15 protein-coding genes and 1 tRNA gene are annotated in these 13261 nt (G+C 71.1%); 9 read left to right on the top strand and 7 right to left on the bottom strand.

What is annotated here, in order from left to right; all coding sequences use genetic code 11:
- Window positions 1–67 precede the first annotated feature (67 nt).
- Window positions 68–2500: a PAS domain-containing protein gene (locus AC3IF1_RS01990; protein ID WP_489215434.1), complete on the top strand. Its 2433-nt coding sequence runs from the start codon at window positions 68–70 to the stop codon at window positions 2498–2500.
- A gap of 115 nt (window positions 2501–2615) precedes the next feature.
- The gene (locus tag AC3IF1_RS01985; RefSeq protein ID WP_243971037.1) at window positions 2616–2822 is read left to right on the top strand and encodes a hypothetical protein; all 207 of its coding nucleotides are present in this window, start codon (window positions 2616–2618) and stop codon (window positions 2820–2822) included.
- A gap of 129 nt (window positions 2823–2951) precedes the next feature.
- On the opposite strand, the gene AC3IF1_RS01980 is transcribed toward AC3IF1_RS01985, so the two are convergent.
- On the bottom strand, window positions 2952–3116 hold the full coding sequence (locus AC3IF1_RS01980) for a YqaE/Pmp3 family membrane protein (RefSeq protein WP_238249468.1): 165 nt from the start codon (window positions 3114–3116) through the stop codon (window positions 2952–2954).
- Window positions 3117–3164: 48 nt separating this feature from the next.
- Here AC3IF1_RS01980 and AC3IF1_RS01975 point away from each other — a divergent pair, with 48 nt between their 5' ends.
- From AC3IF1_RS01975 to AC3IF1_RS01965, 3 genes are all read left to right on the top strand, one after another.
- Window positions 3165–3491, top strand: a complete 327-nt coding sequence (locus AC3IF1_RS01975) for a hypothetical protein (RefSeq protein ID WP_489215432.1) — start codon at window positions 3165–3167, stop codon at window positions 3489–3491.
- Between the two features lie 161 nt (window positions 3492–3652).
- Complete coding sequence (locus AC3IF1_RS01970) at window positions 3653–3835, top strand: hypothetical protein (protein ID WP_489215430.1); 183 nt, start codon at window positions 3653–3655, stop codon at window positions 3833–3835.
- Window positions 3836–4138: 303 nt separating this feature from the next.
- Window positions 4139–4300 (top strand): YqaE/Pmp3 family membrane protein, encoded by a 162-nt coding sequence (locus AC3IF1_RS01965; RefSeq protein WP_244021839.1) that lies wholly within the window; start codon window positions 4139–4141, stop codon window positions 4298–4300.
- Between the two features lie 84 nt (window positions 4301–4384).
- Here AC3IF1_RS01965 and AC3IF1_RS01960 read toward each other — a convergent pair whose 3' ends face one another.
- Window positions 4385–5014 (bottom strand): lytic transglycosylase domain-containing protein, encoded by a 630-nt coding sequence (locus tag AC3IF1_RS01960; protein ID WP_489215428.1) that lies wholly within the window; start codon window positions 5012–5014, stop codon window positions 4385–4387.
- 713 nt (window positions 5015–5727) lie between these two features.
- On the opposite strand from AC3IF1_RS01960, the gene AC3IF1_RS01955 reads away from it, so the two are divergent.
- Together AC3IF1_RS01955 and AC3IF1_RS01950 are read left to right on the top strand one after the other, a co-directional pair.
- Window positions 5728–6738: a hypothetical protein gene (locus AC3IF1_RS01955; RefSeq protein WP_489215426.1), complete on the top strand. Its 1011-nt coding sequence runs from the start codon at window positions 5728–5730 to the stop codon at window positions 6736–6738.
- A gap of 49 nt (window positions 6739–6787) precedes the next feature.
- On the top strand, window positions 6788–7324 hold the full coding sequence (locus AC3IF1_RS01950; protein ID WP_489215424.1) for a hypothetical protein: 537 nt from the start codon (window positions 6788–6790) through the stop codon (window positions 7322–7324).
- Between the two features lie 269 nt (window positions 7325–7593).
- Here AC3IF1_RS01950 and AC3IF1_RS01945 read toward each other — a convergent pair whose 3' ends face one another.
- The 5 genes from AC3IF1_RS01945 to AC3IF1_RS01925 form a co-directional block, all read right to left on the bottom strand.
- Entirely contained in the window at window positions 7594–7962 is a 369-nt protein-coding gene (locus tag AC3IF1_RS01945) for a hypothetical protein (RefSeq protein WP_489215422.1), read from the bottom strand.
- 83 nt (window positions 7963–8045) lie between these two features.
- Complete coding sequence (locus tag AC3IF1_RS01940; protein WP_489215420.1) at window positions 8046–8363, bottom strand: hypothetical protein; 318 nt, start codon at window positions 8361–8363, stop codon at window positions 8046–8048.
- A gap of 113 nt (window positions 8364–8476) precedes the next feature.
- Window positions 8477–8842 carry a response regulator gene (locus AC3IF1_RS01935; protein WP_243971022.1) on the bottom strand — a complete coding sequence of 122 codons (366 nt, stop codon included), beginning with the start codon at window positions 8840–8842 and terminating at the stop codon, window positions 8477–8479.
- A gap of 168 nt (window positions 8843–9010) precedes the next feature.
- On the bottom strand, window positions 9011–9577 hold the full coding sequence (hpt, locus tag AC3IF1_RS01930; RefSeq protein WP_243971020.1) for a hypoxanthine phosphoribosyltransferase: 567 nt from the start codon (window positions 9575–9577) through the stop codon (window positions 9011–9013).
- 193 nt (window positions 9578–9770) lie between these two features.
- Window positions 9771–9847, bottom strand: a tRNA-His gene (locus AC3IF1_RS01925).
- A gap of 170 nt (window positions 9848–10017) precedes the next feature.
- Here AC3IF1_RS01925 and AC3IF1_RS01920 point away from each other — a divergent pair.
- Both AC3IF1_RS01920 and AC3IF1_RS01915 read left to right on the top strand, forming a co-directional pair.
- Window positions 10018–11949: a chloride channel protein gene (locus tag AC3IF1_RS01920; protein WP_243971018.1), complete on the top strand. Its 1932-nt coding sequence runs from the start codon at window positions 10018–10020 to the stop codon at window positions 11947–11949.
- Between the two features lie 103 nt (window positions 11950–12052).
- Window positions 12053–13144: a tartrate dehydrogenase gene (locus AC3IF1_RS01915; protein WP_243971016.1), complete on the top strand. Its 1092-nt coding sequence runs from the start codon at window positions 12053–12055 to the stop codon at window positions 13142–13144.
- Window positions 13145–13261: the final 117 nt, after the last annotated feature.

Below are 13261 nucleotides of genomic sequence, written 5' to 3'. Positions count from 1 at the left end.
ATGCTATCGCGGCGTCCCGCGGCCGGCACGCCACGCCCCAGAGGTCGCGAGCGAGCCGACGCCTCCATTGCCCGATCGTTTCGAACACGACCGCATCGACGCGGAAATCCACCGGTCCGACCGCAGCCACGATCCGTTTTCCGCCGCCGTGCGGGCGACACGGATGCCGATGCTGATCACGGACCCGCATCAGCCCGACAACCCGATCGTCTTCGTCAACGCCGCCTTCAGCAGGCTGACCGGCTACGGCCGGGACGAGATTCTGGGGCGCAACTGCCGGTTCCTGCAGGGACCGGAGACCGATCGCGACGACGTCGACAGGATCCGCGCGGCGATCGCAGGGCGCGAGGCGATCGAGATCGATCTTCTCAACTACAAGAAGAGCGGCGAGCGGTTCTGGAATCGCCTGCTGGTCTCCCCGGTCTTCGACGCGGACGGGGCGCTCACCTACTTCTTCGCATCGCAGTTCGACGTCACGCTGGAGCGCGAGCGCCTGCGCGACCTCAACGCCGCGCTTCACAAGCGCGAGCAGATGCTCGACGCGCTGCTGCGCTCGTCCTCCGAGGTCCGCTACCGGATGAGCGCCGACTGGGGCAGCATGTTCCAGCTCGTCGGCGGCGACGTCCTCGCCGATACGACGCAGGACAACCCGCATTGGCTCGCGGACTACATCCCGCCCCAGGCGCGCGCGGCCGTCTCCGCCGAGATCCGGCGCGCGATCGCGACACAGTCTCCGTTCAGCCTCGAGCATCAGGTCCTTGCCGCCGACGGGACGACCGGCTGGATCATGTCGCGCGCCGTACCCGTGTTCGACGGGCAGCAGGCGATCACCGAATGGTACGGGGCCGCCACCGACATCACCCACCGCAAGCGGAGCGAACTCGCCGCGCGCGACCGCACCCTGTCCCTGCAGACGCAGGTCGCCGACCGGACGGCGCAGATGCGCCTCTACGGCGACATCGTCCAGTCGAGCGCCGCCCCGATCTGCGCGTTCGATACGGGCTACCGGCTGATCGCGTTCAACCCGGCGCATAGCGACGCGTTCTTCCGGATCTTCGGCCACAGCGTGGCGCTCGGAGAGGTCTTTCCGGACCTGTTCCCGCCCGACCAGGCCCCGGTCATGCGCGCGCTCATGGACCGGGCCCTGGCCGGGGAATGCTACACCGTGACGGAGGCGTTCGGGGACCCGAACCTCGCCAAGCCGGTCTGGGAAGTCTCCTACGCGCCCCTGCGCGACGCCGAGGGCGCGGTGATCGGCGCGTTCCACTTCGCCAAGGACATCTCCGAGCGGCTGCGCGCCGCGGCCGAACTGGCCGAGACCCAGGACGCCCTGCGCCAGTCGCAGAAGATGGAGGCGGTCGGCCAGCTCACCGGCGGCCTCGCGCACGATTTCAACAACCTGCTCGCCGGCATCTCGGGATCGCTGGAACTGATGCAGGCCCGCATGCAGCAGGGGCGGTTCAAGGACGTCGAGCGCTACATGGCGGCCGCCCAGGGCGCGGCCAAGCGGGCGGCGGCCCTGACCCATCGCCTGCTGGCGTTCTCGCGCCGCCAGACCCTCGATCCGCGGCCGACCGACGTGAACCGGCTGGTGCTGGACATGCAGGACATGATCCAGCGCACCGTCGGTCCGTCGATCGCCCTCCAGGTCGTCGGCGCGGCGAGCGTCTGGCCGGCGCTGGTCGATCCGTCGCAGCTCGAGAACGCGCTGCTGAACCTGTGCATCAACGCCCGCGACGCCATGCCGGAGGGCGGACACATCACGGTCGAGACCTCCAACAAGTGGATGGACGGACCGGCCGCCCGGCAGCACGACGTGCCCGAGGGGCAGTACCTCGCCCTGTGCGTGACCGACACCGGGACCGGCATGTCGCAGGAGGTGATCGGCCGGGTGTTCGAGCCGTTCTTCACCACCAAGCCGCTGGGGCAGGGCACCGGCCTCGGCCTGTCGATGATCTACGGCTTCGCGCAGCAATCGGGCGGTCAGGTCCGCATCTATTCCGAAGTCGGTCACGGCACGACCGTGTGCCTCTACCTGCCGCGCTACCACGGCGCGGTGCCCGGTCCGCGCGCCGCCGCGACGCCGCCGAAGTTCCCGCGCTCCGAGCAGGGGGAGACGGTCCTGGTCGTCGATGACGAGCCCACCGTGCGCATGCTGCTCACCGATATCCTGGACGAGCTCGGCTACACGGCGATCGAGGCGGCCGACAGCGCGGCCGGGCTGAAGGTCCTGCGATCGGACGTGCGCATCGATCTGCTGGTGACCGATGTCGGCCTGCCCGGCGGGATGAACGGCCGCCAGATGGCCGATGCCGGGCGCGAGACCCGGCCGGACCTCAGGGTGCTGTTCATCACCGGCTACGCCGAGAACGCCGTCCTCGGGCCCGGCCAGCTCGGGCCCGGCATGGCCGTGCTGACCAAGCCGTTCGCCATGGAGACGATGGCCACCCGGATCCGCGAGATCATCGAGGCCGACAAGGAGCAGGCACGCCGGCCGTAGGCGCCTGTGTCTTTCGGGGCGCAGGGGAGGGGTCATCCACGGCGCTCGGGGGGGCGCCGGGATCCGATCTCCGGCGCCGCCGTTTCATCCAGACGCGGACCATGGAGACCCGGCGATGCGCGCGGCCCCCAAGCAGGCACAGGGCCGATACGATGCCGGCCTCGACCGGTGGGTCCGGCCGCGGGGGGCTCGGGACCGCGCGGCCAACGACAACGCGGCACCGGACCGGGCCGAGGCCCTCACCGTCGCCATCGGCCAGGCCAGTGCGGCGATCGCCGGCATCTGCGGGATCGTGGCGATCGCGCTGATGATCACGCACTGAGACGCGCGATGCTCCGGGCTTCGACCCCGAACATCGCCCGTTCGCTGCCGCGAAGCGGGCTCGCCTCCTGTCCAGCGACGGACCCGCAGGGTGCCCTTCGTTCCGCCGGTCGTGATCCGCGGCGGTCCGTCAGGCCGCGCTCTCGCGCCGGGTGACCACCAGGGCCCAGATCGTGGCCGGGATCCAGCCGATCAGCGTAATGTGGAGGAGGATGCACAGGATCCCCTGGAGGACCTTCCCGCGCAGGAACATGGCGAGCCATGGCGCGAGGATGCAGATGATGATCATGACCATGGCGGTATCGGGTCTCCAGCGACGCTGACGAACCGTCACACCGCCGAGATGTTCCCGCCCCTCACGTCATCGCGGCCGCATCGCGCGACCCCTGATCGCGCGTGTGGGTCCGCCCGCGACGGGCGCGCCAAATATCCTGTCGACAGCTTCGACGGGTTGGAACCGTCGCGCTTCGCCGCGGTAGACTTCCCGTCCTGGTTCGGTGCGGAGGCCATCATGATGGCGCTCGGGGTGTTCTGTGTCATGGCCGGCGCCGGCATGGCTGCCGGTTCCCTGTGGTCGCCGCGCTACCGCGCGATCCTCGAAGTGATCGGCGGAAGCCTGTTCCTGGCCGGCCTCGGTTTCGCGGGCGCGGACTTCGCACTGGCATCCTGACGCGACGACGACGCGCAACCGGAAGTCCGGCGCGGATACGGCTCGGCCGCGCCTGCCGGGGATCGCCCTTGTCGCACGCGGATATTTCGCGTCTCCGATCCGTTGTACTAATCCGCGCGATGGTTGGTCAGTCCTGCCGCTGGCGGACGAGGATCACCAAGATGACTATTCTGATGGCTATTGCCCTCGCTGTCGCGTCGGTCGGCGTTGCGACGACGGTCTCGGCTTACCGGTTCGCCCCGGTCTCCTCCCGCATCGCGGGCTGGGACGTCGCCTTCGTGAGCGGCGTCAGCGCTGCGGCCCTGGGTGGTCTCGGTGCGCTCGTGCAGGTGTTCACCGCCTGAGCGGGGTCTCGGCATCTCCCGCCGCATGCCCTGATGCGGCGTTGCCGCCGCGCCGGCCAGGCGCATTTTGGCCCGCGGGGCCGCGCGGCGGGCATCAGCGGCTCGATGCGACCGTCGCCGGCTCAGGGCCAGTGTCTCTACTTGCGGACATGCGGCCGCAGGCCGTGCGATGCCGGGATGGAGCCAGACCGCCCCGTCCGCCCCGGACGCGCGCCGCGGCACGCCTCACAGGACGGCTGGAGGCGGAGGGCTACCTGAATTGCGGCGGGTGCCTATGTCGGTGGTCAAGGAGCTGTCCGACCCATGATCATGATCATCATCTGCTTCCTCGCGCCCTGGCTCGCCATGTTCCTGCGCGGGAAGGTGATTCAAGGCATTCTCTGCATCATCCTCCACCTGACCATCATCGGCTGGATCCCCGCGACCATCTGGGCCCTGGTCGTCACGCGCCGGGAAGCCGCCTGACGGGCGCACGCTGCGGGGACCCGACGTCTCCCGCCCATCCGCCCGGAGCGGGCCGGCGGCGGAGGTCGGGCCCTCCGGCCGCGATCACCAGCCGTCCCGGATCGACGGCTCGGCGAGGGCGAACGTGTCATCCCCCTGCCGCCAGGAGTCCGCGGATCGTCCCGTGATCGTCGCCACGTAGGCGCGTGTCTCCTTCGGCAGTGGCGCCCGTCCGGCGAGCCAGTTCCTCACGCGCTGGGGGCCGGCATTGTAGGCGGCCGCCGCCAAGCCGAGGCTGCCGAACGCCGCGCGCTGTTCACGCAGGAACGCCGCCGCCTTGGGTATCGCTTCGAAGGGGTCGAAGGGGTCGGTCAGGCCCCGCTCGGCCGCGGTCGCGGGCATGAACTGCGCGACGCCCTGAGCCCCAGCGCGGCTGACCGCGCGGTGGTCGAGCCCGCTCTCCTGCTCGAGGAGCCGGAGGAAGAAGTCGACCGGCAGGCCGCTGGCATCGGCCGCCTGCCCGATGAACGCCCTCAGGCGCTGTTTATCGCCATAGAAGGCGTTCAGCCACGTATCCTGAAGCGCGTCATCGACCTGCGGGATCGCGGCCTCTGCGGTGTCGGCCCGCATGCGGATCCGAATGAAATCGGCGGTCACGCCGTCGAGCGACATGATCACGACGAAACAGGGCGGCCGCGGTGCCGGCAACACCAGGGCCGCGACCGGCGCGACCACGCCTGCCTCCGGTCGGGGAGGAGGGACCGTCAGCCCGGCTCCCAACAGTGCCGCCACTGAAAAAACGACGGTTCGGGCGGCGGTTCGGGGACGCGGCCCGACGAGCCCGTTGGGGTCGCCGCCCGGGATTTGCGCCCGGAACCGAGGCTGAGCGATCGATCTCGGAGCCTGCATCCTCGCCTTGGCGCGCGCGGTTCGGGCTGCCGTCGGCGTGCAGCCATCCTGAAGACCGGTGGATCTTCAGCTTTATCTACCACAGCAGATCCGGAGAACGGTAATCGGCGCTGGACCGAGGTTCCAATCCTGTTGATTGTGGTGACCCGGCAGCGAGGCCTTTGCTGCCCGCGCCCTGCGGCATCCCCGGCGCGGCATCCCGGCGTCCGATCCAGGCAGCGGGCGAACGTGATCCCGCGGACATCGCGTGTATTCGCGCGGACAGTGCCGGGGGGCGAGGGTCCTCGATCGGTATGGCGGCGGCGGGGATGCGCGATCGGAACATGCTCGGGCACCGCGAGGGCCTGTCGGTGCGAAGGATCTGAAACGTCCGAAGCACCAAGCCGCGTCGGCGCGGCCCGATCGGTATTCGCGCGTGGCCAAACCTTAATCACCGCCGCCTTGAACTGTTTGTCCCCCAACGCAGTTTCCAGGATATGGTACGTCGTTGCCCAGCTACGGTGGGGGACCTGCAGCCCGTCGGCGTGCCGAGACACCTCATGGTCGTCCGGCGCGACGATCACCTGTCGTCCTGGGCCACGATCTCGATTTCCTGCCTGTCGACCCTGGCGTTGCTCGCCTCGGGCGCGGCCTGGCTGGGGCCGCGCAACGGCTGGATCCCACCGATGTCGTCGCGCCGCACGGCCTCGGTCATGCCCGCCGGGTCGCCGCAGCCGGCCGTCTTTCCGTCGTGGGTCGAGGTCCCGCACCTGGCACGGGACCCATCGGCCGGGGACGATCCGGAGGCTCCCCCGTCCGCGGAGGGGCCCCGCACCTTCCTGGATCCGAACCCCGCGGATGCGGCGGAGCCGCCCGCATCCCTGCCGCCCCGGGCCAATCCGCGCCAGCCGCTGATCGGCCGCGCACCCCTCGATGCGGCGCGTCTGACGCAGGAACAGCCGCCCGCCTGGACGGAACGCACCGGATTCCGGGACATCGCCACGGCGGTCCCGCCCTCCGCGGTCGCGACCCTCGAACCGGACGCGCCGCAACCGCTGCAGGGTCGCGCCGAGACGGGGACGACGCGAACCCGGCCGGCGGATCCGACGCCCACGCCGATCCTGCCGCCCGGGCCGGCCCAGGCGCGGCCTCCGACCGAGGTCGTGGTTCGTCCCGCGCCGACGGTCGCCGCCGCACCCCCGCCCGGACGCGTGGCGACACTCGGCCCGGATCCGGCACAGCCGGTGGTGGATCGAACGATCCCGATCACGCCGCCGCGCGAAGCCGGGGGCGTGGTCGCGCCGATCCTGAACCCCGGACCCGCGCGCCACGCGCGGTCGCTCAGGCGGCCCCGCGCTGCAGCGGTGGCGGCCGCGCGGGCCCGGGTGCCGTACCGCGACGCCGAGCAGACGGCGAGCATCACGGGGGCGCCGCGCGCGCTCCGTGCGCGGATCGATGCCGGCGCGGTCGCCTACGCCACGATCCACCGCGGTCGCTCCGCCGCCCCGGCGACCGCGCCCGCGCCGTCCGCCGTGTGGACGCTGCCACCCGCCCTTGCGCCGTCGGATTAGATCCATGCCGCGGCCCCCCGTTCACCCCCCGCGAAGAAGGAGAGCCGTGATGTTCCGTCGTTCGATCTGCTGCGCTACCCTCGTGTCCGCCCTGGTCGGGCCCGCCCTGGCCCAGGAGGCGGCTGCCCCGCCGGACAGCTCGGCCGCCACATGGCAGATGCCCTGGCAGATCGCACCGATCGGGCCGGCCTCGACCGCGGCCGGCGAGCAGACCATCCTGTCGATGGTCCCCGGCACCGGTCTGGTGAAGGGCACCTCCGCGGCCCTGCAGACCATCGGCCAGCCGCTCGCCGAGGTTCCGGGCCGCAACCGCACGGTCGAGACCTGCCGCAGCACCGTGATGAGCGAGGCCACCAAGGCCGGGGCGAAGCAGGTCGAGGCGGTCTCGGTGGGGGCGGACCGGACCGACAAGAAGGGCGACTACTTCGCGCCGGTGCTGTTCCGCATCACCTACGAGCGGCCCATGATGTACGAGGTGCGCGAGGCGGCGATGATCTGCGTCGTGAGCCGCAAGGGCGCGATCGTCGACGCCTATATGCCGGCCGATGAGGCCGTCCTCACGCAGTGGACGGCGCTCGGCCACTAGAGCATCGCCCCGGCTCCGATACCCGGTCGAGGTCGCTGCGCGGGATCGCATGCCGACCCGATCCCGGGGATTCCAAAGGGATCATCCCTTTGGCGGGGTCCCGGGGCAGAGCCCCGAGGCTTTCGCAAGGCATGCGCCCCGCGTCCGCGAAGGGTCTCGGACCGCACGAAACCACGGCTCGGCTTGCCGATCCTCGGTCCCGGTGCGACGGCCCCCGTCGCACCGGCCGCCGCCCGACCTGAAGGGCGGCTGCGTCCGGCCCCGTCGCCTCAGTGACCTGAGCCACGCATCAGGCTCTTGAGGCGCTGGTCGGCCCTGTCGAGGCGGTCTGCGATGCCCCGCCGGATGCACCGGCCGATGGAATCGCCCGCATAGAACCCGATCGTCTGCTCCTGATGCCGGCAGGACAGGACGGGCGGCCAGGCCATCACCCCCGCCACCACGAGGAGCACCACCACGCTGTCGACGGCGAGCCAGCCCTTCCAGCCGAGCCGAAAGCCGCCCTGGCCTGGGCGGCGGCGGGACCCCCGCCGACGGGACGGATCGGGTCCGACCCGCGCCATGCGGGCGCGGAACTGGGCTTCCTCGAGCCTGTCGGGGGTGTCGCCGGCTGCGGGGAGGAGGGGGCGGCTGGACATGGCGCGCTCGCGGGGTCGTCAGGTGCGGATCGGACGGGATTCGGGCCTCGTCCCGGATGCCGGGCGCCGAGGGCCCGGGCGGCTCATTCGGTGATCCGCTTCAGGAGCGCGAAATTGTCCTGCACGGACGTGACGCTGCCGAACATCGCGTGCCGGGCGCAGGCGCCGGTCCCGAGGAGCCCGAGCCAGCCCGCCGCCGGGGGGCCGCTGCAATCGGCGTAGCTGCCGTAGAGGAACAGCGCCACCGGCAGCGCCAGCAGGCCGAACTTCACGCAGGCGAACAGACGCCCGAAGATGCCGCGGCGCGCGCGGGGCGGCGCGTCGTCCTCCGCGTCCCAGCCCGCATCCTCCGGATCCCATCCGTGGCGATCCGCGTCGATGTCCCGATCCTGGCGGTACATGGCAAGTCTGGCCTCGGTCTGATCCGGTCAGACACGGTGCCATGCCTTCGTGAAGCTTGGCCTAAGGCGAATGTTTAAGGTTGCCTGAACGCCGACCGCGCGTCCGCCAGGGGTCAGGCGGCCAGCGCCCGTCTCACCGTCGCCCGCAGGTCCGCCAGCGAGAAGGGCTTCGTCAGCACGTCGGTGACGATGGCATCGAGTCCGCGCGCCCGCTCGCGCTGGTCCGCGAAGCCGGTCATCAGCAGGATGGTCAGGTCCGGGAAGTCGCGCTTGGCCGCCAGCGCCAGGGCGATGCCGTCCATGAGCGGCATGCGGATGTCGGTGAGCATCAGATCGAAGCCGCCATGGGCCTCGTTGAGGCGGTCGAGCCCGTCGCTCCCGTCGTTGGCGGTGACGACCGCATGCCCGTCGATCTCGAGACCTCGCTTGAGGAAGCCCCGGACGGTCTCTTCGTCATCCACCAGGAGGATGCGCGCCATGTGGTCCCGTAAACGTCCCCGCCCCGCGAGCCTCCCGCCGTGACGACGTCAGACCCTCCGACGCACGACAGACGCAGACCGATCCGCACCATGTCAAGATGGGGCGCGGTCAAAACCGCCGGATCGTCGCGGCCCGCGGCGAAAATGCCGCGCCGGACGGATGTCCGGCTACGGATCGAACAGATCCGGATCCCCGCTGCCGAAATCGACCACGCCGACGAAGGGCAGCTGCCGGAAGGCGTGGGCCGCGTCCATCCCGTAGCCGACGACGAACACGTCGGGGCAGGTGAAGCCGACGAAATCCGCGTCGATGGTCACGGCGCGCTTGCCGGGCTTCTCCAGCAGCACCGCGGTCAGCACCCGCCGGGCGCCGCGCGCCATCAGCAGGTCCTTGGCGAAGACGACGGTCCGGCCGGATTCCAGGATGTCGTCGACGAGCAGCACGTCCCGCCCGCGCACTTCGCTCTGCACGTCCCGCAGGATCTCGACCTGCCCGCTGGAGACCGTCCCGGTGCGGTAGCTCGACAGGTGGACGAACTCGACCTGCGGCGCGAGCCCGACCCGGTGGAGCGCCCGCAGCAGGTCGGCGGCGAACATGAAGCTGCCCTTGAGCACGGCCACGACCAGGAGATTCTCCGGCCGCGCCCCCAGGATCTCCCGGGCGAGCTCGTCGTTGCGCTTGGCGATGGCGGCCTCGTCGAACAGGGTTCGGACGCGCCGTTCAGGGATGCTCATCTCACGTGTCCCGGAAGTCCGGCCGCGGGACGGGACCCGCCGCCGCGCTCGGCACCGGTCTTAGCCTCCCCGGATCGCGGGGGAAACCGCGGATGCACGACGGCGCCACCGCAGCGTCACCGAACCGACCGCCCCCGCACAAGCAAAAGGGGCCGGCGATCCGCCAACCCCTTGCGCTGTCGAGCTGAATGGATGGTACCACCGCCCCGGCTCGAACGGGGGACCCCCAGATCCACAATCTGGTGCTCTAACCAACTGAGCTACGGCGGCACTGGCGGGCGGTGTATCGTGGGCCGCGGCGGTTTTCAAGCGATGTGCGCCGGGTTGTGCGGGTCGGCGCCCCGGATCGGTGGACGCAGGCCGGGTTCGGCCCCTAAGTGAGGCCGCAAGGCCGAGCCGTGATCCGGCGGTCGGGGCGGACCGGGGTGAACGGACGGACCGTGAGCGCGCGACAGCCAGCGGCGGCCAAGGGCGGGAACCAGGCCCCCGCGGACCGGTCGGCGGACGCGCCGGCCCGGAATGCGGCCGGGCCGCAGGGACGCCGCCGTCGCCGCTGGACCGGCGCCGGCATCGTCCAGGCGCCTGGGCAGCTGCGCAGCCTCGTCCGCCGGAGCGAGGGCGGCCTCATCGCGCTGGCGACCCTGGTGGGCTGCATCGCCGGGGTGGCCGTCTCGGGCATGAACTGGGCCACCCAGAGCCTGCGCGAGCTGCTCTTCCTCCTGCCGCCGGGGATGCGGCTCAGCGCGGCCGACACCGTCTCGCCGGTGCTCCTGCTCGTCGGGCCCTGCCTGGGCGGCGGGCTGCTCGGGCTCGTGATCGTCGCGGCAGGCTTCATCCGCGGCCCGCGCAAGCGCCCCGCCATCGATCCGATCGAGGCGAACGCCCTGCATGGCGGCCGCCTGTCCCTGCGCGACAGCCTCTACCTCGCCCTGCAGAACGTCATCTCGAACGGCTGCGGCGCCTCGGTGGGGCTGGAGGCTGGCTACACGCAGCTCGCCTCCGGCCTCGCCTCCCGACTCGGGATCGCCTTCGAGGTGCGCCGGAGCGACCTGCGGACCCTGGTCGGCTGCGGGGCCGCGGGGGCGATCGCGGCGGGCTTCGGCGCGCCGCTGGCCGGGGCCTTCTACGCCTTCGAGCTGATCATCGGCACCTATTCCATCGCCACGCTGACCCCGGTGGTGGTCGCGGCGCTCTGCGGCAACCTGATCGCGCAGTCGCTGATCGAGACGCAGCCGCTGGTCGATTTCGGCGACGTGCAGGCGATCACCACCTCGCACGTCACCAGTATGGAGATCCTGCCGAGCCTCGCCCTGGGGCTGGTCTGCGCGGGGCTCGGCATCCTGATCATGCGCGGGGTCACCCTGGTGGAGCGGCTGGTCCAGGCCTCGCGGGTGCCGCGGGCGGCGGCGCCGGCCCTGGGCGGGCTCTGCGTCGGGGCGCTGGCGCTGCTGGCGACGCCGCAGGTGCTCTCGGGCGGGCACGGCGCCCTGCACCTGCACTTCGCCGCCGAGGGGCAGGGACACGGGATCGCGGCGCTGGCCGGGCTGTTCGCCGCCAAGGCGGTGGCCTCGGCGATCTCGATCGGCTCCGGCTTCCGGGGCGGCCTGTTCTTCGCATCCCTGTTGCTCGGGGCCATCGCGGGCAAGCTGTTCGCCGCCCTGGCTCCCGCGCTCGTGCCGCCGCTGGCGGGATTCGGACTCACGCCGCTCGCCTACGCGGTGATCGGCATGAGCGCGCTGGCGGTGGCGGTCATCGGCGGGCCGCTGACCATGACGTTCCTGACCCTGGAGATCACCGGCAGCCTGCCGATCACCGGGCTGGTGCTGGCGGCGGTGATCGCGTCCTCGCTCACCGTGCGCAAGACCTTCGGCTACTCCTTCGCCACCTGGCGCTTCCACCTGCGCGGCGAGAGCATCCGCAGCCCCCACGATGTCGGCTGGATCCGCTCGCTGACCGTGGGCCGGCTGATGCGCCGCGATCCCGGCACCGTGGCGGTGGACACGCCGCTGCCCACTTTCCTGCGCGCCCACCCCCTGGGCTCGCCCTCCCGGGTGATCGCCGTGGACGGGCGCGGGCGCTATGCCGGGATCGTGAACGTCCCCGAGGCGCATGCCGCCGCGCGGGAGGCCGATGCCGCGGCGCAGCCCGTGCTGGTCGACCTCCTGCTGCACGGCGCGGATTTCCTCACCCCGGGCATGAACGCCAAGGACGCCGCCGCCGCCTTCGACCGCACCGAGAGCGAGGCGCTGGCGGTGGTCGACGGGCCCGAGACCCGCCGGGTGCTGGGCCTGCTCACCGAGAGCCACACGCTCAAGCGCTACAGCGAGGAACTCGACCGCCAGCGCCGGGCCATGGCGGGGGAAATCGACTGATTGTCAGGCCGGGGTGTTGACCGGATACCGGCGCGGACCAATCACCTGACGCCGACGACCCGGGCTCAGCGAGGCCCGCTCTTCCGAAACGCGTGGAGGATTCATGCCCGGTCCAGAGACCAGCCAGCAGCGCCGCTACCGCATCGCGGTGATCCCGGGCGACGGGATCGGCAAGGAGGTGGTGCCCGAGGGCGTGCGCGTGCTGGAGCAGGCCGCGAAGCGGCACGGCTTCGCGCTCCAGCTCGACTGGTTCGATTTCGCGAGCTGCGACTACTACGAACAACACGGCCGGATGATGCCGGAGGACTGGAAGGCGCAGATCGAGACCCACGACGCGATCTATTTCGGCGCCGTCGGCATGCCGGAGCGGGTGCCCGACCACATCTCGCTCTGGGGCTCGCTGATCCTGTTCCGGCGCGAGTTCGACCAGTACGCGAACCTGCGCCCGGTCCGGCTGATGCCGGGGGTGAAGTGCCCGCTCGCCGACCGCAAGCCCGGCGACATCGACTTCTGGGTGGTCCGGGAGAACACCGAAGGCGAGTACTCGAACGCGGGCGGGCGGATGTTCGCCGGCACCGACCGGGAATTCGCCCTGCAGGAGACGATCATGACCCGGCACGGGGTCGACCGGATCCTGAAATTCGCCTTCGAGCTCGCGCAGAAGCGCCCGAAGAAGCACCTGACCTCGGCCACGAAGTCGAACGGCATATCGATCACGATGCCGTACTGGGACGAGCGCGTGAAGGCGATGGCCGAGGGCTACCCGGACGTGCGGTGGGACCAGTACCACATCGACATCCTGACCGCGCATTTCGTGCTGAACCCGGACCGGTTCGACGTGGTGGTGGCCTCCAACCTGTTCGGCGACATCCTGTCGGATCTGGGGCCCGCCTGCACGGGCACGATCGGCATCGCGCCGTCCGGCAACATCAACCCGGAGCGGGTGCACCCGTCCGTGTTCGAGCCGGTCCACGGCTCGGCCCCCGACATCGCCGGGCAGGGCATCGCCAACCCGATCGGGCAGATCTGGTCGGGGGCGATGATGCTGGAGCATCTCGGCGAGCACGCGGCGGCGGCCGAGATCGTCAGCGGGATCGAGCGGGTCCTGTCCGAGCGGACGCTGCGCACCCGCGACCTCGGCGGCAATGCCGACACGCAGGCCTGCGGCAAGGCGGTTGCCGAGGCTTTGGGGTAGGGACGGCTTTTCCCATCCACTCTCCTCATCCTGAGGAACCCTCCGGAAATCGTGAGACCGCTGGAGGGCTCCTTCGAGGGCTACGCTGCGCTTCGGCACCTCAGGATGAGGGAATTG

The organism is Methylobacterium sp. E-012 (assembly GCF_057836545.1).
The sequence above is the reverse complement of the archived record's forward strand: the minus strand, read 5'-3'. Positions and strand labels throughout refer to the sequence as shown.

Excerpts from the sequence above, each read along its gene's own strand:
- AC3IF1_RS01985 (WP_243971037.1), top strand. The coding sequence starts at position 2,616 with ATGCGCGCGGCCCCCAAGCAGGCACAGGGCCGATACGATGCCGGCCTC.
- AC3IF1_RS01980 (WP_238249468.1), bottom strand. The coding sequence starts at position 3,116 with ATGGTCATGATCATCATCTGCATCCTCGCGCCATGGCTCGCCATGTTC.
- AC3IF1_RS01975 (WP_489215432.1), top strand. The coding sequence starts at position 3,165 with ATGTTCCCGCCCCTCACGTCATCGCGGCCGCATCGCGCGACCCCTGAT.
- AC3IF1_RS01970 (WP_489215430.1), top strand. The coding sequence starts at position 3,653 with ATGACTATTCTGATGGCTATTGCCCTCGCTGTCGCGTCGGTCGGCGTT.
- AC3IF1_RS01965 (WP_244021839.1), top strand. The coding sequence starts at position 4,139 with ATGATCATGATCATCATCTGCTTCCTCGCGCCCTGGCTCGCCATGTTC.
- AC3IF1_RS01955 (WP_489215426.1), top strand. The coding sequence starts at position 5,728 with ATGGTCGTCCGGCGCGACGATCACCTGTCGTCCTGGGCCACGATCTCG.
- AC3IF1_RS01950 (WP_489215424.1), top strand. The coding sequence starts at position 6,788 with ATGTTCCGTCGTTCGATCTGCTGCGCTACCCTCGTGTCCGCCCTGGTC.
- AC3IF1_RS01945 (WP_489215422.1), bottom strand. The coding sequence starts at position 7,962 with ATGTCCAGCCGCCCCCTCCTCCCCGCAGCCGGCGACACCCCCGACAGG.
- AC3IF1_RS01940 (WP_489215420.1), bottom strand. The coding sequence starts at position 8,363 with ATGTACCGCCAGGATCGGGACATCGACGCGGATCGCCACGGATGGGAT.
- AC3IF1_RS01935 (WP_243971022.1), bottom strand. The coding sequence starts at position 8,842 with ATGGCGCGCATCCTCCTGGTGGATGACGAAGAGACCGTCCGGGGCTTC.
- hpt (WP_243971020.1), bottom strand. The coding sequence starts at position 9,577 with ATGAGCATCCCTGAACGGCGCGTCCGAACCCTGTTCGACGAGGCCGCC.
- AC3IF1_RS01915 (WP_243971016.1), top strand. The coding sequence starts at position 12,053 with ATGCCCGGTCCAGAGACCAGCCAGCAGCGCCGCTACCGCATCGCGGTG.